The sequence below is a fragment of the Pseudomonas sp. RIT-PI-a genome, from assembly GCF_001187875.1.
Classification (GTDB): Bacteria; Pseudomonadota; Gammaproteobacteria; order Pseudomonadales; family Pseudomonadaceae; genus Aquipseudomonas; species Aquipseudomonas coleopterorum.
In genome coordinates this window covers 141,737-160,145 of the sequence record NZ_LGIR01000013.1, presented here as the reverse complement: position 1 = coordinate 160,145, position 18,409 = coordinate 141,737, and the positions used below count along the sequence as shown (strand labels likewise).

18 protein-coding genes are annotated in these 18,409 nt (G+C 62.9%); 9 read left to right on the top strand and 9 right to left on the bottom strand.

The annotated features are described in order from the left end of the window. Window positions 1-109 precede the first annotated feature (109 nt). The gene (locus AC788_RS09215) at window positions 110-1,699 is read right to left on the bottom strand and encodes an ABC transporter substrate-binding protein (RefSeq protein ID WP_049860359.1); all 1,590 of its coding nucleotides are present in this window, start codon (window positions 1,697-1,699) and stop codon (window positions 110-112) included. Between the two features lie 372 nt (window positions 1,700-2,071). Between AC788_RS09215 and rpmB the strand changes: the two genes are divergently transcribed. Together rpmB and rpmG are read left to right on the top strand one after the other, a co-directional pair. Continuing rightward, the gene (rpmB, locus tag AC788_RS09210) at window positions 2,072-2,305 is read left to right on the top strand and encodes a 50S ribosomal protein L28 (protein WP_007894701.1); all 234 of its coding nucleotides are present in this window, start codon (window positions 2,072-2,074) and stop codon (window positions 2,303-2,305) included. Window positions 2,306-2,317: 12 nt separating this feature from the next. Further along, window positions 2,318-2,473 carry a 50S ribosomal protein L33 gene (gene rpmG, locus AC788_RS09205; RefSeq protein ID WP_022960960.1) on the top strand — a complete coding sequence of 52 codons (156 nt, stop codon included), beginning with the start codon at window positions 2,318-2,320 and terminating at the stop codon, window positions 2,471-2,473. Between the two features lie 86 nt (window positions 2,474-2,559). On the opposite strand, the gene AC788_RS09200 is transcribed toward rpmG, so the two are convergent. Together AC788_RS09200 and AC788_RS09195 are read right to left on the bottom strand one after the other, a co-directional pair. Then, complete coding sequence (locus AC788_RS09200; RefSeq protein ID WP_201777937.1) at window positions 2,560-4,113, bottom strand: glycoside hydrolase family 32 protein; 1,554 nt, start codon at window positions 4,111-4,113, stop codon at window positions 2,560-2,562. A 41-nt stretch (window positions 4,114-4,154) separates the two neighbouring features. Next, entirely contained in the window at window positions 4,155-4,514 is a 360-nt protein-coding gene (locus AC788_RS09195; protein WP_049860357.1) for a cupin domain-containing protein, read from the bottom strand. Window positions 4,515-4,677: 163 nt separating this feature from the next. Here AC788_RS09195 and AC788_RS09190 point away from each other — a divergent pair, with 163 nt between their 5' ends. Then, window positions 4,678-6,171, top strand: a complete 1,494-nt coding sequence (locus tag AC788_RS09190; protein WP_049860356.1) for an aldehyde dehydrogenase — start codon at window positions 4,678-4,680, stop codon at window positions 6,169-6,171. A 24-nt stretch (window positions 6,172-6,195) separates the two neighbouring features. On the opposite strand, the gene AC788_RS09185 is transcribed toward AC788_RS09190, so the two are convergent. Then, window positions 6,196-7,758 (bottom strand): phospholipase D family protein, encoded by a 1,563-nt coding sequence (locus AC788_RS09185; RefSeq protein ID WP_049860355.1) that lies wholly within the window; start codon window positions 7,756-7,758, stop codon window positions 6,196-6,198. A gap of 43 nt (window positions 7,759-7,801) precedes the next feature. After that, on the bottom strand, window positions 7,802-9,241 hold the full coding sequence (locus AC788_RS09180; protein ID WP_049860545.1) for an aminotransferase-like domain-containing protein: 1,440 nt from the start codon (window positions 9,239-9,241) through the stop codon (window positions 7,802-7,804). Between the two features lie 165 nt (window positions 9,242-9,406). On the opposite strand from AC788_RS09180, the gene AC788_RS09175 reads away from it, so the two are divergent. After that, window positions 9,407-9,643, top strand: a complete 237-nt coding sequence (locus AC788_RS09175; RefSeq protein WP_049860354.1) for a DUF1127 domain-containing protein — start codon at window positions 9,407-9,409, stop codon at window positions 9,641-9,643. Between the two features lie 9 nt (window positions 9,644-9,652). Here the strand turns inward: AC788_RS09175 and AC788_RS09170 are convergent, their stop codons facing one another. Further along, window positions 9,653-10,945 (bottom strand): NAD(P)/FAD-dependent oxidoreductase, encoded by a 1,293-nt coding sequence (locus AC788_RS09170; protein WP_049860353.1) that lies wholly within the window; start codon window positions 10,943-10,945, stop codon window positions 9,653-9,655. A 123-nt stretch (window positions 10,946-11,068) separates the two neighbouring features. Between AC788_RS09170 and AC788_RS09165 the strand changes: the two genes are divergently transcribed. After that, window positions 11,069-11,422 (top strand): YkgJ family cysteine cluster protein, encoded by a 354-nt coding sequence (locus tag AC788_RS09165; protein WP_049860352.1) that lies wholly within the window; start codon window positions 11,069-11,071, stop codon window positions 11,420-11,422. Window positions 11,423-11,434: 12 nt separating this feature from the next. Here AC788_RS09165 and AC788_RS09160 read toward each other — a convergent pair whose 3' ends face one another. Next, entirely contained in the window at window positions 11,435-11,923 is a 489-nt protein-coding gene (locus AC788_RS09160) for an Lrp/AsnC ligand binding domain-containing protein (RefSeq protein ID WP_043192202.1), read from the bottom strand. Window positions 11,924-12,079: 156 nt separating this feature from the next. On the opposite strand from AC788_RS09160, the gene dadA reads away from it, so the two are divergent. From dadA to AC788_RS09145, 3 genes are all read left to right on the top strand, one after another. Then, a complete protein-coding gene (gene dadA / locus AC788_RS09155) occupies window positions 12,080-13,381 on the top strand; it encodes a D-amino acid dehydrogenase (RefSeq protein ID WP_049860351.1) in 1,302 nt (433 codons plus the stop codon). Window positions 13,382-13,459: 78 nt separating this feature from the next. Continuing rightward, a complete protein-coding gene (alr, locus tag AC788_RS09150) occupies window positions 13,460-14,527 on the top strand; it encodes an alanine racemase (RefSeq protein WP_049860350.1) in 1,068 nt (355 codons plus the stop codon). Between the two features lie 125 nt (window positions 14,528-14,652). Continuing rightward, window positions 14,653-15,201 carry a cupin domain-containing protein gene (locus tag AC788_RS09145; RefSeq protein ID WP_049860349.1) on the top strand — a complete coding sequence of 183 codons (549 nt, stop codon included), beginning with the start codon at window positions 14,653-14,655 and terminating at the stop codon, window positions 15,199-15,201. 42 nt (window positions 15,202-15,243) lie between these two features. Here AC788_RS09145 and AC788_RS09140 read toward each other — a convergent pair whose 3' ends face one another. Next, window positions 15,244-15,738 carry a GNAT family N-acetyltransferase gene (locus AC788_RS09140; RefSeq protein WP_049860348.1) on the bottom strand — a complete coding sequence of 165 codons (495 nt, stop codon included), beginning with the start codon at window positions 15,736-15,738 and terminating at the stop codon, window positions 15,244-15,246. 117 nt (window positions 15,739-15,855) lie between these two features. Here AC788_RS09140 and AC788_RS09135 point away from each other — a divergent pair, with 117 nt between their 5' ends. Then, window positions 15,856-17,787, top strand: coding sequence for an acetyl-CoA hydrolase/transferase C-terminal domain-containing protein (locus tag AC788_RS09135; RefSeq protein WP_049860347.1), 1,932 nt, complete (start codon window positions 15,856-15,858; stop codon window positions 17,785-17,787). An 18-nt stretch (window positions 17,788-17,805) separates the two neighbouring features. Here AC788_RS09135 and AC788_RS09130 read toward each other — a convergent pair whose 3' ends face one another. Then, window positions 17,806-18,378 (bottom strand): xanthine phosphoribosyltransferase, encoded by a 573-nt coding sequence (locus tag AC788_RS09130; protein WP_049860346.1) that lies wholly within the window; start codon window positions 18,376-18,378, stop codon window positions 17,806-17,808. Window positions 18,379-18,409 lie beyond the last annotated feature (31 nt).

Genomic DNA, 18,409 nt, shown 5'->3' with positions numbered 1-18,409 from the left:
GGGCGAGATTAGGCTGTGCATGCACCGGCCGCTCCTACAGGGATCTGTGGTGATACGAAAATCCACTGTGGGAGCGGGTTCTACCCGCGAAGAGGCCGGTAGTGGCAGCCTATTTCTCCACTGACACCCTGGAGAAATCCTGCCGACCGAACGGGCTGACGGTGTAGCCCTCGACCCCTTCGCGCGCCAGCACGGCTGCGGTGGGGTGGGCCAGCGGCAGCCACAGCGCCTGCTTCTGGATCAGAGCCTGGGCCTGCTGGTACAGCTTGCTGCGCTGGGCCTGATCGGTCACTGCCTTGCCGTCGCTGATCAGCTTGTCCAAGCCCTTGTCGCAATAGCGTGCGAAGTTGGTGCCCGACTGCACGGCTGCGCAGGAAAACTGCGGGGTGAGGAAGTTGTCCGGATCGCCGTTGTCGCCGGCCCAGCCCATGAACAGCAGGTCATGCTCGCCGGCCTTGGCACGGCGAATCAACTCGCCCCATTCGATCACGCGGATCTCTGCCTTGATGCCGACCTTGGCCAGGTCGGCCTGCAACAGCTGCGCGCCCAGGCTGGGATTGGGGTTGAGCAGGCTGCCCGAAGGGCGGGTCCAGATCGTGGTGTTGAAGCCGTCCTTCAAGCCCGCCTTGGCGAGCAACTCGCGCGCCTTGGCCGCATCCTGCTTGTAGCCGGGCAAGTCCCGTGCATAGCTCCAGGTATTGGGCGGGTAGGGGCCGTTGGCAGCCTCGGCAGTGCCTTCGAAGACGGCCTTGAGGTAGCTGTCCTTGTCGAAGGCCAGGTTGATGGCCTGGCGCACTTCAGGCTTGTCCAAAGGCGGGTGCTGGCTGTTGATGGCCACGAACGCGGTCATGAAAGCCTCGGTCTTGATCACTTTCAGGCTCTTGTCGTCGGCGGCCGCAGCGATGTCCAGGGGCTTGGGCGACAGGGTCAGCTGGCACTCGTTGCGGCGCAGCTTCTGCAGGCGCACGTTGGCGTCCGGGGTGATGGCGAACAGCAAAGGGTCGACGGCAGGCTTGCCGGCAAAGTAGTCCGGGTTGGCCTTGTAGCGCACCACGGCGTCCTTTTCGAAGCGCACGAATACGAAGGGCCCGCTGCCGATCGGCTGGCTGTTGAGTTTTTCCGGAGTGCCGGCTTTCATCAATTGATCGGCGTATTGCGCCGAATAGATCGAGGCGAAGCCCATGCTCAGGGTCGCCAGGAACGTTGCATCGGGATGATCCAGGGTGAACCGTACGGTCAGTGGATCAGGTGCCTCGACTTTCTTGATCAGGCCGGGCAGTTGCATCGACTGGGCGTGCGGAAAGCCGCTTTGCGCCACTTTGTGCCAGGGATTGGCCGGGTCGAGCATGCGCTGGAAACTGAACAGCACGTCCTGCGCGTTCAGCTCACGGTCTGGCTTGAAGTAGGCGGTGTCGTGGAATTTGACCCCTGGGTGCAGCTTGAACGTGTAGATCAGGCCATCGGCCGACACGGTCCAGCTGTCCGCCAGGCTGGGAATGACCTTGCCGGCCTTGGCGTCGAACTCTACCAGGCGGTTCATCAACACGTCGGCTGACGCGTTTGTGGTGGTCAGCGAGTTGTACTGCACCACGTCGAAGCCCTCGGGGCTGGCTTCGGTACAAACCGTCAGCGGTGCGGCATGCACCAGTGCGGAGGCAAACAGGGGAGCAAGCAAGAACGGCAAAGTCGCAAGACGCATGGTGTGTTCCTTGGCGTGTCGAGGGCCCATCTGCCTATGCAGTCTGGAGAAAAGTCCTACCCTAGAGATGTCGAGCGGCGTTGACTATCCCTAAATCGTTTTTCTGCGCGACGAGTGGTCATGCCGCTGCACGCCCGCCAGCGCTGAACATGGGCCGATGCCCGCGCAGCGCGGTACATCGATTGTGCATCTGGAGTTGTTGCGCCGCAGGCTTTCTGGTATAAAGCAGCGCTCTTTTCTAGGGCCCTGTTCCTCTGCCTTCACGGTGAGGCGGGTAAGACCCTGAAGAAACGCGGCGCCGTGCGCCAAATGACTGAAAGATAAGCGGCCAACCCATGCCGGGTTGGGCATGTGGTTTTAGAGGGCTGAGGCATGTCGAGAGTCTGTCAAGTTACCGGTAAGGGTCCGGTGACTGGGAATAACATTTCCCACGCAAACAACAAAACCCGTCGTCGTTTCCTGCCGAACCTGCAGCATCACCGCTTCTGGGTTGAAGAAGAGAAACGTTTTGTTCGCCTGCGCGTATCCGCCAAGGGCATGCGTATCATCGACAAGCGCGGCATCACTGTCGTGCTGGCCGAAATTCGCAAAGCTGGCAAGATCTAAGGGAGCTTTATCATGCGTGAATTGATTCGTTTGATCTCGAGCGCCGGTACTGGTCACTTCTACACTACCGACAAGAACAAGCGTACTACCCCGGACAAGATCGAGATCAAGAAATTTGATCCGGTTGTTCGCAAGCACGTGATGTACAAGGAAGGCAAAATCAAGTAATTGATTTTGGCGACCAGAAAAAGGCCCGCATCGAAAGATGCGGGCCTTTTTTTGTGCCCGGTTTTGCGCAGGCCCAGGCTTTCGATCTAGCGATGCTGAGCTTGGGCGTTGGTGATGGGGTTCAGGGTGGTGACGAAAACCTTGCTCAGGCGAGCGTTTCCTCCTTGTGCAACAACGCTGATGCGCTCCAATGGCGATTTCGTGTAGTACAGCGCAGTCCCTGCCGCGCTGCCTGCGGCACCGAGCAACTCCAGGCAGGAACGATCGATCACCAGGTGCATGTCCATGGTGCGGGTATCAGGTTGGAAGGCATACGAAAACCGGTCGACGAAATAGCGCTGCTCAAAGCCTGACGCACCGTGTCGGTCGATGAACAAGCCGCCGAAAGGGCCCGCGTCGAATCCGGCCTCAAGGGTTTCTCCAGCCTGATTGGACAGACGGACCATCACCAAGGCACCTGGCTGCAATTCAACTTCCAGACGCACCTCGATCGCCTCGCCAGCGGGCAACGCGGCAGTGGCCAGCGTTGCGCTGCCCCATGGCCGGGTGTCGTCGATCAGGACCTTGCCCGCCAAGGGAGCGAGGTCGACGAACTGCTGCACCAGCCGCCAGTCCTTGCCCACGCGCCGCAATCCCAGGGTGCGTGGCAGTGTCATCATGCCTCTGGACGGTGAGGCAGGCACCTCGTTGGCGTACTGCCAGTTGCTGAGCCAGGCCAGGCCCACCGGTGCCCCGGAGTGGTTGGAGAAGCTTTGAAAGGCGTAGAAGTCCTTGCCGAAGTCCATCAGCCGCGTGACGCGGTCCTCGGCGGTGAACTGCCGGCCGTCGAAGTCGCCGATGAAATACTGCACCGTACTGCCGCCCAGGGGGCCACCGGGGTTGATCGAAAGGATCAGGACCCAACGCTCGCCGCCGTTTTCGACGGGTACACGGATCAGGTCCGGGCACTCGTAGTCGATGCCCAGCAGGCCGCTGTCTGCGAATTCACCGCGCTTGTCCCAGGATTTCAGATCGACCGAGCCGTAGAACAGCACCCGATGCGAGCGTGCCTCGACCACCACCATGATCCAGCACTGTTCCGGCGCGTGCCAGAAGACCTTGGGGTCGCGGAACTGGCTGGAACCGATGTCCAGCACCGGGTTGTGAGCGTACTCGACAAAGCTGCGCCCGCGGTCGCTGCTGGCGGCGATTTCCTGGGTCTGCAGGGTTGCCGAAGCGCGCGTATAGATGGCGACGATGCCGCCCGCTTGTTCCCCGGCGTCTGGTTGTGCCTGGAACAGTCCGCTCAGGTTGTGCTGGTCAACCACCGCGCTGCCGCTGAACGCCTGACCGGCCGGGGTGTTGAACAAGGCGGTGGGCAAGGTCTGCCAATTGAGAAGATCAGGGCTGACAGCGTGTCCCCAGTGCACGTTGCCCATCGTCGCCGCCGACGGGTTGTGTTGATAGTAAAGGTGATATTCGCCGTCGAAAAACACCAGGCCATTGGGGTCGTTCATGAAGCCTGTGGGCGGTGCGTAATGCACCTGGGGCGTGTAGTTGCCGCCGGTCGTGGGGCGTTTTTCGTCAGCCTGGGCGAAACGATAGAAAGCCGCACCGGTAGCCAGCAGGGCGGAGCCGATAGCGAAATAACGTCGTGTCATCAACGGTTGTAGCTCCTGGATCTAGGCATGGGGCGCGGTGCTTATTTGGATTCGAACACCACATAGATCTTGCGGCACGCCTCCAGCACTTCCCAGGTGCCAGTGAAGCCTGCAGGGATCACGAAGCGGTCGCCGGCGCGCAATGTCTTGCCGTTGCCCTGGTCGTCACGCAGCACGGAAACGCCCTGCACGATTTCGCAATATTCGTGCTCGGTGTAGTTGACCGTCCATTGCCCCACCTGGCCTTCCCAGACCCCCGCGTTCATTTGTCCGCAGGGGCTCTGGTAGTGGTTGAACAGTGTCTGTTCGGGGTCGCCGCCGAGGATTTTTTCAGGCGCCGGGCGGTAGCGTTCCGGGGTGACGCTGTGTTGGGCGAAGTCGACGATGCTGGTGATGTTCATGCAGGAAACCCCTCGCTTGTTGGATAAAACGCACATCCGTGGGCCTGTGTGCGCTGGGTGTCAAATATATTGAAAAGCGTCGCACCGGTGGTTTAGGGTGGTTCGATGTCACCCCGCTCAGCCTTGCACGGCCGGGCTTTGCATTCAATCACAGGAGATCCGTATGACCACTCTGACTCGCGCTGACTGGGAACAACGTGCCCAGCAGCTGAAGATCGAAGGGCGCGCGTTCATCAACGGCGAATACACCGACGCCGTGTCGGGCCAGACCTTCGAATGCGTAAGCCCCGTCGACGGTAGACTGCTGGCCCAGGTGGCCAGCTGCGACGCTGACGACGCCCAGCGCGCGGTCGAGAATGCCCGCGCCACGTTCAACGAAGGCGTCTGGGCCAAGGCCGCGCCGGCCAAGCGCAAGGCCACCCTGATTCGTTTCGCCGGGTTGTTGCGCGAGCATGCCGAGGAGCTGGCGCTTCTGGAAACGCTGGACATGGGCAAGCCGATCAGTGATTCGCTGAACATCGACGTACCCGGTTCGGCCAATGCCCTGGCCTGGAGCGGCGAAGCCATCGACAAGGTCTACGACGAGGTCGCTCCGACCCCGCACAACCAATTGGGGCTGGTCACGCGTGAAGCCGTCGGCGTGGTGGCCGCAGTGGTGCCGTGGAATTTCCCTCTGATGATGGCCTGCTGGAAGCTGGGGCCGGCCCTGGCCACGGGCAACTCGGTGATCCTCAAGCCGTCGGAGAAATCCCCATTGACCGCCATCCGCATCGCACAGTTGGCGATCGAGGCGGGCATTCCCAAGGGCGTGCTCAATGTGCTGCCGGGCCATGGCCACACGGTCGGCAAGGCACTGGCCCTGCACATGGACGTGGACACCGTGGTCTTCACCGGTTCCACCAGGATCGCCAAGCAACTGATGATCTACGCTGGCGAGTCGAACATGAAGCGCGTCTGGCTGGAGGCGGGCGGCAAGAGCCCCAACATCGTGTTCGCCGATGCACCTGATCTGCAGGCGGCGGCCGATTCGGCAGCCAGCGCCATTGCCTTCAATCAGGGCGAAGTCTGCACGGCTGGCTCGCGCCTGCTGGTGGAGCGTTCGGTCAAGGAGCGCTTCCTGCCCATGGTGGTCGAGGCACTCAAGGCCTGGAAGCCAGGCAACCCTTTGGACCCGGCGACCAATGTCGGTGCTTTGGTGGACACCCAGCAGATGAACACGGTGCTGTCCTACATCAGCGCCGGTCAGGAAGGCGGTGCCACCTTGCTGGTGGGTGGCAAGCGCATCCTTGAGGAAACGGGCGGCACTTACGTCGAACCGACCATCTTCGATGGCGTGACCAATGCCATGAAGATCGCCCAGGAAGAGATTTTCGGGCCGGTGCTGTCGGTGCTTACCTTCGACACTGCCGAAGAGGCGGTCAGCATCGCCAATGACAGCGCCTACGGCCTTGCCGCAGCGGTATGGACCGCGGACATCTCCAAGGCGCACCTGACGGCCAAGGCGCTGCGCGCCGGCAGCGTGTGGGTCAACCAGTACGACGGTGGCGACATGACTGCGCCGTTCGGTGGGTTCAAGCAGTCGGGCAATGGTCGTGACAAGTCGCTGCATGCGTTCGACAAATACACCGAACTGAAGGCCACCTGGATCAAGCTCTGACTCACTGCCGGTCGGGCTGGTGGATCAAAGCATCTTCTCCAGCCCGATCACTTCACTGGCCCACGCATTCAGCCGCCGCCACCAGTCACCCGGTTCTCGGTACAGGGTGTGCATCTGCTGGTGGTCCTCGGTGTCCCACACCACCTGGCCATTTTCCAGGCGCACCTGGTAGCTGCGTGCAGGCGACATGCCCTCACGGGCCAGGTGGCGCATCTGCGCCGCCAGTTCCGGGCTGTCCACCAGCACGCCGACCTCGGTGTTCCACAGCACCGAACGCGGGTCGAAATTGAACGAGCCGATGAAGGACTTGCGCTCGTCGAAGATCATCGCCTTGCTGTGCAGGCTGGAATCGGAACTGCCACTGAAGCTCAATGTGCCACCCGCATCGTCACCCGGCTGGCGACGCAGCTCGAACAGCTTCACTCCGTGCTCGAGCAAGTTCTTGCGGTAGGGCACGTAGCCGCCGTGTACCGCAGGTACGTCGGTCGCTTCCAGGGAATTGGTCAGCAGGCTGACGTCGACACCGGCATCGGCGCGTCCGGTGAGATAGTCGCGGCCGGCTTTGCCCGGCACGAAGTAGGCGGAGATCAGCATCAGTTCATGCTTGACCTGGGTCAGCTCCGGGGCAAGCTGCGTGGTCAGCAGCAGGTGGGGGTCGGGCTCGCCTCGGGCCAGCACCTTGGTGGGTGCATCCCACAGTGCCTGGCCCCAGGCCCAGATCAACTGGCGCCGCCAGACGTCCAGCTGTGGCGCGCTCTGGTAGGTCATCAAGCGTTCATAGAGGGCGTGATGCTGGCTTCGCGAGGTGGTTAGGGACTTTTCCAGGCGCACCCGCGACGCGGCCAGGTGTTTGGCCGTCGGCACCGTGAACAGAAAATTGGCAATCGGCTGGCTCAGCGCACTGTTCCAGTACTGATCGAAGCTGTAGCCCAGTTGCTGGGCGACCGGCCCGAAGCCCAGCAGGTCGATGTCTGTGAAGTTCATGTCCGGCTCGGCGTCGAAGTATTCGTCGCCCAGATTGCGTCCGCCGACGATAGCCACGCTGTTGTCGGCCAGCCACAGCTTGTTGTGCATGCGCCGGTGCTGCCGAGACAGTTGCAGCAGGCGGCCCACCGCGCGCGTGGCGCCGGTCGAGCGACCCAGGTGGGTGGGGTTGAACAGGCGGATCTGGATGTTGTGATGCGCGGCGAGGGTGGCGATGGTCTTGTCCAGGCCATCACTGGTGGTGTCGTCCAGCAGGATGCGTACGCGCACGCCGCGGTCGGCGGCCTTGAGCAGTTCGTCGACCAGGGCGCGGGTGCTGAAACCGTCGTGGACAATGTAGTACTGCAGGTCGAGGCTGACCTGGGCATTGCGGATCAGCTCGGCACGTGCGCGAAAGGCCTCGTCACTGCTCGACAGCAGTCGGAAGCCCGACTGGCCATGATGGGCCTGCACCTGGGCCTGCACCGACCTGCCGAAGGCCGATTGTTCGGCCGGGAGCATTTCGCTGTATTCACGCGGCGCATTCACGCTGGCACAGCCTTGCAGGGCGAGGATCAGGGTCAACAGCAGCGGTAACAGCCTGGGGCAGGGCAAAGCGATCATCCTTGCAGGGAGGGCGGGCGTGCCGTTCGACCTTGGCATGGGCTCAAAGGTCGGCATCGGAGTGCGGATTATCCGCAAGCAGCTGCCGAGCGCAGGTACCCACGGTACGTACGGCGGCCTCGATGTCGGGCGAAGGCTTGCTGGCGAAGTTCATGCGCAGGCAGTTACGGTACTTGCCCGACGCCGAAAAGATACTGCCCACGGCGATCTGTACGCCCCGGTCGAGCAGCAGGCGGTTGAGCTTGAGGGTATCGAAGCCCTCGGGCAGTTCGACCCACAGCATGAAGCCACCCTGGGGACGGCTGCAGCGGGTACCGACGGGAAAGTAGCGGGTGACCCAGTCGATCATCAGGTCGCGGCTGCGCTGGTACTGGGTGCGCATGCGGCGCAGGTGCGGTTCGTAATGACCACCCTTGATGAACTCGGCGATCGCCAGCTGCGGCTGCGTCGAGGTCGAACCGGTGCCGATGTACTTCATGTGCAGCACCCGCTCCAGGTAGCGGCCGGGGGCGACGAAGCCGATGCGCAGGCCGGGGGCCAGGGTCTTGGAGAACGAACTGCACAACAGCACGCGACCGTCTTCGTCGAACGACTTGATGGTGCGCGGACGGGGATAGCTGAAGGCCAGGTCGCCATACACATCGTCCTCGATGATGGCCACGTCAAAGCGTTGCGCGAGAGTCAGCAGGGCACGCTTGCGAGCTTCGGGCATCACGTAGCCCAACGGGTTGTTGCAATTGGGCGTCAACTGTATGGCCTTGATCGGCCACTGTTCCAACGCCAGCTCCAGTGCTTGCAGGCTGATGCCGGTGAGCGGGTCGGTCGGGATTTCCAGGGCCTTCATGCCCAGGCCCTTGAGGGTCTGCATGGCGCCGAAGAAGCTGGGGGAGTCCACGGCGACGATATCGCCGGGCTCGCAGATGGCGCGGATGCTGGCCGACAGCGCTTCATGGCAGCCGGTGGTGACGACCAGTTCACCAATGCCCAATCGGCAGCCGGCATCCACCAGAAGCCGGGCGATCTGTTCGCGCAGGGCTTGGGTTCCATACAGAGAGTCGTAGTACAGGCCCGGCATCGCCTGGTGCCGACTCAGGCGGGCCAGCTCGCGCAGCAACGGCCGCAGGGTCGGGCTGCTGACGTCGGGCATGCCCCGGCCCAGTTGCACCACGTCATCGCGCGGCGCGGCACGCATCAGTTCGACGACCTGGTCCCACTGCGAGATGTCCACGGGGCGCTGCATGGGGCGGCCCACGGCGGGCAGTGCCGGCAGTTCGCGGGCGGTGGGCACGAAATAGCCGGATTTGGGCCGGGGCGCGGCCAAGCCGTGGTCTTCGAGCTGGCGATAGGCTTGCTGCACGGTGCTCAGGCTGACGCCGTGCTCGATGCTCAGGGCGCGCACTGACGGCAGGCGATCGCCAGGGCGGTAGAGGCCTTGTTCGATGCGCTGGCTGAGCAGCTGGGCGAGGTTCATGTACAGCGTCATGGATGTGCTCGAGCTGATGACCATACAGATGCGTGGAAAATACAGCATTCAGACGTTCAGGTCAGCCTTCTGTATTAAAAACATAAACGCTTTTTGAATCTGTATTAAGCGGTGTCAGCTGCGGCACCATGGCCTTGCTGTCCAAACACTTCAAGGAGAAAGGCCATGAACGGCTTGAGCGATGTACGTCTGCTGCTGCGCACCGAAGAATTGCTGGAAGAGCCGAAGCTGCGCACGCGCACGCCGTGCGCACCAGCAGGCCTGGGGCGTTGGGCGCTGATGCTGCATCACTTGCGCACGCGTCCGGCCCTGCTCGAACTGGACGAGGATCAGTTGCGCGATATCGGCCTGGATGCGCAGCAGGCCCGCCGCGAAGGCCTGAAGCCGTTCTGGCGTTCGTAGCGAAGCGGTCTAGCCCAGCTCCTTGAACCGGTGCCAGAGCATGCCCAGCGCCAGCAGGGGCGAGCGCAGGTAGCGGCCGCCGGGAAAGGTCATGTGCGGCACTTTGGCGAACAGGTCGAAGCCGCGGCTGGCCTGGCCACTGATGGCTTCGCCGAGCAGTTTGCCCGCCAGGTGCGTGACGTTCAGCCCGTGCCCGGAATAGGCCTGGGCATAGAACACGTTGGGCTGCTCCTTGAGCCTGCCGATCTGCGGCAGACGGTTGGCGCCGATGCCGATCATGCCGCCCCATTGATAGTCGATGCGCACATTGGCCAGTTGCGGGAACACATCGAGCATCTTGGGCCGCATGTATTCGGCGATGTCCTTGGGATCGCGCCCCGAGTAGTGACAGGCGCCGCCGAACAGCAGGCGCCGATCGGCGGACAGTCGATAGTAGTCCACCGTCACCCGCTGGTCGCACACCGCCATGTTGCGGGGCAGCAGCTGCCGTGCCTGTTCGGCATCCAGAGGCTCGGTGGCGATGATGTAGCTGCCGGCCGGCAGCACCTTGCCGCTCAGCTGCGGGTTGAGGTCGCTCAGGTAGGCGTTGCAGCCCAGCACCAGGAAGCGTGCCCGCGCCTGGCCTTGAGCGGTGTGCACACGCACTTGCGGGCCATACTCGATACGCGTCACCCGCGACTGTTCGAAGAGCTGTACACCTAGCTGCCGCGCCACTTCGGCTTCGCCCAGAGCCAGGTTCAACGGATGCAGGTGGCCGGAGCCCATGTCGACCAGGCCGCCGTGGTAGCGATCCGAGCCGACCACGCTGTGCATGTCCTGCGCCTCGACGATTTGCAACTCGTGAGCGTAGCCCAGGCTGCGCAGGGCTTCTGCGTCTTCGACGAACCCCTGCAGCTGAGCTGGCTTGTTGGCCAGATCGCAGTAGCCCCAGGTCAGGTCGCACTCGATACCATGGCGGTCGACCCGCTGGCGGACGATCTCGACCGCTTCCAACCCCATCAAGGTCAGGTCGCGCACACCGTCGTCGCCAATGATCTTGCGAAACTGTTCCAGATCGTGGCCGACGCCGCGAATCAGTTGCCCACCGTTGCGCCCGCTGGCACCCCAGCCAATCTGGTGGGCTTCGAGCAGGGCCACGCTGAACCCCCGCTGCGCCAGTTCGATCGCGGTGTTCAGCCCGGAGAAGCCACCGCCTACCACGCACACATCGACGCTGATCTCGCCCTGCAAGGGCGGGTATACCGGCTGCCGATGCAGACTGGCGGCGTAGTACGAGGCGGCGTGCTCGGCGCGAGCGTTCATGTGAGTGGTCCTGGTAGCAATGGTTTGAAAGGGGTGTACGGAAAATTCGACGCAGCATAAGCCGGGGTTTCCCATGGCGGCAACCGCGCGGCACAATGGCGCCTCGTCCACGCGGTGACCGTCATGAGCTGCAACAGCCACAAGCTTCGTTTCCTGCGCGAGCAGATTCCTTCGTTCGAATGCGTGCCGGGATGCCATGACTGCTGCGGGCCGGTGACCACCTCATCCGAGGAAATGGCGCGCCTGCCGCGCAAGACGGCTGCCGAACAGGAGGCCGCGCTGGCCCGGTTCGACTGCGTGCACCTGGGGCCACAGGGTTGCACGGTGTATGAAGAGCGCCCGCTGATCTGCCGGCTGTTCGGAACCACGCCCACGCTGCCATGCCCCAATGGGCGACGCCCGGTGGAGATGATCGACCCCGCCGTGGAGCATCAGGTGCACAAGCTGATCGCCAGCACTCGCCAGGTGCTGGTCTGAAGCATTGCCGGGTCAGTCCGGCACCGGCAGGTTCAAGCTCTCCTTCACTTCTTCCATGACGATGTAGCTCTTGGATTCGCGCACATGGGGCAGTTTCAAGAGGATGTCGCCCAGCAGCTTGCGGTAGGAGGCCATTTCGGAAATGCGTGCCTTGACCAGATAGTCGAAGTCACCCGACACCAGATGGCACTCCAGCACGTGGGGCAGTTTGAGCACCGCGCGGCGAAATTCCTCGAAGGTGTCGCCCGACTTGTAGTCCAGGCTGATCTCGACGAACACCAGCAGGCTTCCGCGCAAATGCTGCGGATTGAGCCGGGCGTAATACCCCATGATGATGCCTTCGCGCTCCAGACGGCGGACTCGTTCGGTGCAGGGTGTGGTGGACAGGCCGACCTTCTCGCCCAGTTCGGTGAACGACATGCGCCCGTCAGCCTGCAGGATGCGCAGGATATTGCGGTCGATCTTGTCGAGTTCGCGTTTGCTCTGGTGCTGGGTACGCACAGGCGATGCCCCTCCGTTAAAGCGTCAATGGCCGAGAATTCTCGCCAAATATAGCCTTGCATACAGTGAAAAGCACTGGCTCGACCTTTTTATACTGCCCACATCTTCGGACCTAACATCTTACGTCAGCGGATTTCCGCGATGAGGGCGACACACATGCGCGTTCTGGTACTCGGTAGTGGTGTGATCGGCACCGTCAGTGCCTATTATCTGGCCCGGCAAGGCATGGAAGTGACCGTGGTCGATCGCCAGCCGGCCGTCGCCATGGAAACCAGCTTCGCCAATGCCGGGCAGGTTTCGCCGGGTTATGCGTCGCCCTGGGCGGCGCCGGGCGTGCCGCTCAAGGCCATCAAATGGCTGCTGGAGCGTCACTCACCGCTGGCGATCAAGCTGACCGGCGATGTCGATCAGTACCTGTGGATGGCGCAGATGCTGCGCAATTGCACCGCCAGCCGTTATGCGGTGAACAAGGAGCGCATGGTGCGCCTGTCCGAGTACAGCCGCGACTGCCTCGACGAGCTGCGCGCCGAGACCGGCATCGCCTACGAAGGCCGGACCCTGGGCACCACCCAGCTGTTCCGCACCCAGGCGCAACTGGACAACGCCGCCAAGGACATCGCCGTGCTGGAGCAGTCCGGCGTGCCCTACGAGCTGCTCGATCGCGAAGGCATCGCCCGCGTCGAGCCGGCCCTGGCGTCGGTCACCGGCATTCTGGCCGGCGCCCTGCGGCTGCCCAACGACCAGACCGGCGACTGCCAGATGTTCACCACCCGCCTGGCGCAGATGGCCAGGGATCTGGGTGTACAGTTCCGCTTCGGTCAGGCCATCGAGCGCCTGGACTTCGCCGGCGACCGCATCAACGGCGTCTGGATCGACGGCAAGCTGGAAACTGCCGACCGCTACGTGCTGGCACTGGGCAGCTATTCGCCGCAGTTGCTCAAGCCGCTGGGCATCCGGGCACCGGTGTACCCGCTCAAGGGCTACTCGCTGACCGTGCCGATCACCGATGCGGCCATGGCGCCGACCTCGACCATTCTCGACGAGAGCTACAAGGTGGCGATCACCCGGTTCGACAACCGCATTCGCGTCGGCGGGATGGCCGAGATCGCCGGTTTCGATCTGAGCCTGAATCCACGTCGTCGCGAAACGCTGGAAATGATCGTCAATGATCTCTACCCGCAGGGCGGTGATCTGACTCAGGCCAGCTTCTGGACCGGGCTGCGGCCGACCACCCCGGACGGCACGCCGATCGTGGGTGCCACGCCATTCAAGAATCTGTTCCTCAACACCGGTCACGGCACGCTGGGCTGGACCATGGCATGTGGGTCGGGACGCTTGCTTGCCGACCTGATCGCGCGTAAAAAGCCGCAGATCAGCGCCGCCGGCCTGGACATATCGCGCTACGGACAGCCACACGAAACGGTTCGTCAGGGTCAGTCGGCGCCGGCGCATTCGTAACTGTTGGTCCAGGATCGCCGCCCTGCGCGGCGGTCCTTGCAACTTTTCACCCTTCAAACCTTGCAAAAGAAGCCCGCCATGCGTCCAGCCCGCGCCCTGATCGACCTCTCCGCCCTGCGCCACAACTATCGACTGGCACGCCAGATGAGTGGGGCGAAGGCGTTGGCTGTGGTCAAGGCCGATGCCTACGGGCATGGCGCGGTGCGTTGTGCCCAGGCGCTGGAAGGCGAGGCGGACGGGTTTGCCGTGGCCTGCATCGAGGAAGCCCTGCAGTTGCGTGCGGCGGGTATCACCGCGCCGGTATTGCTGCTCGAAGGATTTTTCGAAGCCAGCGAACTGCCATTGATCATCGAGCATGGGCTGTGGTGCGTGGTGCATTCGTTGTGGCAACTGGAAGCCATCGAGCAGGCACGCTTGAGCCAGCCGTTGCAGGTCTGGTTGAAACTCGACTCGGGCATGCACCGTGTCGGCCTGCATCCCAAGGATTACCAGGCCGCCTATCAGCGCCTGCTGGCCAGCGGCAAGGTGGCCAAGATCGTGCTGATGAGCCATTTCGCCCGCGCCGATGAGCTGGACTGCCCCAGCAGTACCGAGCAACTGGCCGTGTTCGACACGGCGCGGCAGGGGCTGAGCGCCGAGATCAGCCTGCGCAACTCCCCGGCAGTGCTCGGCTGGCCGCAGATTCCCAGTGACTGGGTGCGCCCCGGCATCATGCTTTACGGGGCTACACCGTTCGAAACCGCGACCTCTGCCAGTGCCCAGTTGCAGCCGGTGATGACGCTGCAGTCCAAGGTCATCAGCGTGCGTGAGCTGCCTGCGGGGGAGGCCGTGGGCTACGGCGCGCGCTTTGTCACCCAGCGGCCGAGCCGGATCGGCGTGGTGGCCATGGGTTATGCCGATGGTTACCCGCGCCTGGCGCCCAATGGCACGCCAGTGCTGGTCGATGGCGTGCGTACCGTGCTGGCGGGGCGGGTATCGATGGACATGCTCAACGTCGACCTGACCGATGTGCCCCAGGCGGGCGTCGGCAGTACGGTCGAGCTGTGGGGCAAGCAGGTGCTGGCCAGTGACGTCGCCCACGCCGCTGGCACCATTGCCTACCAGATCTTCTGCAACCTGCGCCGCGTGCCCTTGCAGTACGTTTAGCCCAGCGTCTGGGCGCGCCATGCGCCCGGGCCGACCCATCGCCCGCCAATGTGTTGTAAATCCCGAACGCTGTTGCCATGATACCGGCCATCATGAACTGCTCAGCATTCCAGGAGGCTTTCGCATTGGACGTCGGCGAACGACTGCAAGCCATTCGCAAACTCAAGGGTTTGTCCCAGCGTGAACTCGCCAAACGAGCGGGCGTCACCAACAGCACCATTTCCATGATCGAGAAGAACAGCGTGAGTCCCTCGATCAGCTCGCTGCGCAAGGTGCTGGGCGGGATTCCAATGTCCATGGTGGAGTTCTTTTCCGAAGAACTGCAGGCCGAGCGGCCAACCCAAGTGGTCTACAAGGCCAACGAGCTGATCGATATCTCCGACGGCGCGGTGACCATGAAGCTGGTCGGCAAGGCCCACCCCAGCCGGGCCATCGCCTTTCTCAGCGAGGTCTATCCGCCGGGTGCTGACACCGGTATGGAAATGCTCATGCACGAGGGCGAGGAGACCGGCATCCTGGTGGAAGGGCGCCTGGAGCTGGTGGTCGGTCAGGACACCTACGTGCTCGAAGAGGGCGACAGCTACTACTTCGAAAGCAGCAAACCGCATCGCTTCCGCAACCCGTTCGATACGCCCGCCCGCTTGATCAGCGCCGCCACGCCGGCGAATTTCTGAGTCGGCCGGTCGCGCTGATCAGTTTCTGGTCTGCTCCGAGCGTCAACTCGCAGGTGTTTGCAGCACATCGAACGCTTGATCACCGAGTTTGAAATCGGCGATGACGTCCATGCCCAGTTTTTGATGGGCCTTCAGCGAGCCAACATTGCTGCGGTTGATGAACAGCAATCCACGGCGCTCCCCCATGTAATGACACAGCTTTGTGTAGAGCGCCTTGGGCAGGCCTTGGCCGCGCATGGAAGCATCCACGCAGATGGGGCCGTAGGCGTAGGCATCATCGATGGCCGGACAGGCGGCGAACATGGCCTTGACGGGTGGTGCGGCGTCGTCAGCGTTTTCGGCACTGAACAGCACGCCTTTGACCTGCTCGCCGTCGATAGCGACTATGATCGGCGTATCCGTTTCGACCCATGTGCGCACCACGGCTGCAGACCAGTCGCCATACAGGGTGCCACCGTTGGCGGCTGAGTTGGCAATCAGCAGGCGGGAGATGCTCACGGAATCGTCGGGAGTGGCAAGACGAAGTTCAAGCGTCACGGGCATGTCCTGGAGGGTGTGGTCGGTTCGCTCAACGGCCGGTGGCAGCGGCAGCTGTGCAACAATCCCAATAGGATAGCGGTCCAACCTGCAAATAACAGGTCAGGAGGCCAAAGCATGGTGCATCGGTGTTCCATCGAAGTGGCCGTGGACCAGGTGCTGCAGCGTTTGCCCACGCATATCCACATGGGTATGCCGCTGGGCCTGGGCAAGCCCAACCGCTTCGTCAACGCGCTGTATGCCCGCATCAAGGGCCTGCCCGAGCGGCGTCTGACGATCTATACCGCACTGGTGCTGGGCCGCCCGCCCCTGGGCAACGGCCTGCAGAAGCGCTTGCTCGAACCCTTCGTCGAGCGCGTGTTCGGCGATTACCCCGAGTTCGACTTTCTCGCCGACCTACGCCGTGACGAGCTGCCCTCCAACGTCAGCGTGCAACAGTTCTTCATGCAGCCGGGCAGCCTGCTGGGCAGCACGACGGCGCAGCAAAGCTACATCAGCAGCAATTACAGCCACGCCGCGCGCGACATCAATGCCAAGGGGCTGAATCTGGTGGCGCAACTGGTCAGCCAGCACCCCGAAAATGCCGAACGTCTGAGCCTGAGCTGCAATCCGGACATCACCCTGGACCTGCTGCCGATGATCGAAAGGCGTCGTGCGGCCGGCGAAACCATTCTGATTCTGGGCCAGATCCACGAGGCCCTGCCGTTCATGCCCGGCAGTGCTGAGATCGACAGCGAGGCGTTCGATCTGCTGATCGACGGTGCCGAGCAGTCGACGCTGTTTTCCACGCCGAACATGCCGGTCGGTGTGCAGGATCATTTCATCGGTCTGCATGCCAGCACACTGGTGCGCGACGGTGGCACGCTGCAGATCGGTATCGGGGCGATGGGTGATGCGCTGAGCGCCGCCCTGCTCGCGCGTCAGGCCGACAATGCCGGCTACCGGGCGTTGCTCGATGAACTCGACCTGTCGCCCTGGCAGGCGTTGATCCAGGCCGAAGGCGGCGTCGAGCCCTTCGCTACCGGCCTGTATGGCTGCAGCGAGATGTTCGTCAACGGCCTGCTGGCCCTCGCCGAAGCGGGGGTGATACGCCGCAAGGTCTACCCGGACGTGGCACGCCAGGCTGCGGCAAACGCCGGTGTGCTGCACGCCGATGAGGACCGGGACGGGGTGGTGGTACACGGCGGTTTCTTTCTCGGGCCGAACAGTTTCTACGAGCGCCTTCGGCAGATGCCGGCGGCAAGCTTGGCCCGCTTCGACATGACCGCGATCAGCTACATCAACGAGCTGTATGGCGACGAGCAGCTCAAACGTCTGCAACGACGCGATGCGCGGTTCATCAATACCGTGTTCACGGCGACGGTGATGGGCGCGGCCGTGTCGGACCAGCTCGAAGACGGGCGGGTCATCAGCGGCGTTGGCGGGCAGTACAATTTCGTCGTTCAGGGGCACGCCCTGGAGGGCGCACGTTCGGTGCTGATCCTGCGCAGTTGGCGGGAATCGGCAGGTGTCATCAGCTCCAACGTGCTGTGGGACTATGGCCATTGCACGATTCCACGGCACCTGCGCGACATCGTCGTGACCGAGTACGGCATTGCCCAGTTGCGCGGGCGTACCGATGCCGAGGTGATCGAGGCGATGATCAACATCAGCGATTCGCGCTTCCAGCCCAGCCTGATCGACGAGGCCCAGCGCGCCGGCAAGTTGAGCAAGGATTTCGTGCTCGATCCGCGCTTTGCCAACAACACCAGCGAGCGTCTGGAGGCAATCCGCAATCGACACGCGTCGCTGTTCCCGGAGTATCCGCTGGGGTGCGATTTCACCGATGAGGAAAAGGACTTGCTGCGCGCGCTGAACTGGCTCAAAAGCAAGTTCAAGCTCAGCGAGATGCTCGAGCTGGGCAAGGCGGCGCTGGAGGCACCCGAGGCCAGCGGCTACCCTCTGCACCTGCAGCGCATGGGCCTGGACCAGCCACAGGGGTTGCGCGAGGAACTCTACCAGCGCCTGGTACTGGCCGCCCTGCAGGAGACCGAAAACCCGGCGCGCTAGGCGCCGCGGTGGGTCAGGTCACTCCACGAAGGTCACGACGCCATTGGCCAGCGACTGTACCCGGGCCAGGGATTCCACGCGATAGCCTTGCGCATCGAGTTCGGCGCGGCCGCCCTGGAAGGACTTCTCGATGACGATACCCAGTCCGGCCAGTTTGGCGCCGGCCTGGTTGATGATCGAAATCAGCGCCTGCGACGCTTTGCCGTTGGCCAGGAAATCGTCGATCACCAGCACGGTATCGTTGCTGTTCAAATGACGCGGCGAAATGGCCACCGTGCTTTCCGTCTGCTTGGTGAAGGAATACACCGAGGCCACCAGCAGGTTTTCCGTCAGCGTCAGCGACTGGTGCTTGCGCGCGAAGATCACCGGCACGCCCAGGCGCAGCCCGGCCATCACCGCCGGGGCGATGCCCGAAGCCTCGATGGTGACGATCTTGGTGATCCCGGCATCGGCGAACCGGCGGGCGAATTCGTCGCCGATCTGCTGCATCAAGAGCGGATCGATCTGGTGGTTGAGAAAGGCATCGACCTTCAATACCTGATCGGAAAGCACGATGCCTTCTTCGCGAATCTTTTTGTGCAGAGCTTCCACGGTGGTTCCTCGATGTACCAATGTGCGCAGG

What these genes read in the sequence shown, in the direction of transcription:
- alr (WP_049860350.1), top strand. Translation starts at nt 13,460, where the DNA reads ATGCGTCCAGCCCGCGCCCTGATCGACCTCTCCGCCCTGCGCCACAAC.
- rpmG (WP_022960960.1), top strand. Translation starts at nt 2,318, where the DNA reads ATGCGTGAATTGATTCGTTTGATCTCGAGCGCCGGTACTGGTCACTTC.
- AC788_RS09190 (WP_049860356.1), top strand. Translation starts at nt 4,678, where the DNA reads ATGACCACTCTGACTCGCGCTGACTGGGAACAACGTGCCCAGCAGCTG.
- AC788_RS09195 (WP_049860357.1), bottom strand. Translation starts at nt 4,514, where the DNA reads ATGAACATCACCAGCATCGTCGACTTCGCCCAACACAGCGTCACCCCG.
- AC788_RS09215 (WP_049860359.1), bottom strand. Translation starts at nt 1,699, where the DNA reads ATGCGTCTTGCGACTTTGCCGTTCTTGCTTGCTCCCCTGTTTGCCTCC.
- AC788_RS09200 (WP_201777937.1), bottom strand. Translation starts at nt 4,113, where the DNA reads ATGACACGACGTTATTTCGCTATCGGCTCCGCCCTGCTGGCTACCGGT.
- AC788_RS09170 (WP_049860353.1), bottom strand. Translation starts at nt 10,945, where the DNA reads ATGAACGCTCGCGCCGAGCACGCCGCCTCGTACTACGCCGCCAGTCTG.
- AC788_RS09165 (WP_049860352.1), top strand. Translation starts at nt 11,069, where the DNA reads ATGAGCTGCAACAGCCACAAGCTTCGTTTCCTGCGCGAGCAGATTCCT.
- dadA (WP_049860351.1), top strand. Translation starts at nt 12,080, where the DNA reads ATGCGCGTTCTGGTACTCGGTAGTGGTGTGATCGGCACCGTCAGTGCC.
- AC788_RS09185 (WP_049860355.1), bottom strand. Translation starts at nt 7,758, where the DNA reads ATGATCGCTTTGCCCTGCCCCAGGCTGTTACCGCTGCTGTTGACCCTG.
- AC788_RS09180 (WP_049860545.1), bottom strand. Translation starts at nt 9,241, where the DNA reads ATGACGCTGTACATGAACCTCGCCCAGCTGCTCAGCCAGCGCATCGAA.
- AC788_RS09175 (WP_049860354.1), top strand. Translation starts at nt 9,407, where the DNA reads ATGAACGGCTTGAGCGATGTACGTCTGCTGCTGCGCACCGAAGAATTG.
- AC788_RS09135 (WP_049860347.1), top strand. Translation starts at nt 15,856, where the DNA reads ATGGTGCATCGGTGTTCCATCGAAGTGGCCGTGGACCAGGTGCTGCAG.
- rpmB (WP_007894701.1), top strand. Translation starts at nt 2,072, where the DNA reads ATGTCGAGAGTCTGTCAAGTTACCGGTAAGGGTCCGGTGACTGGGAAT.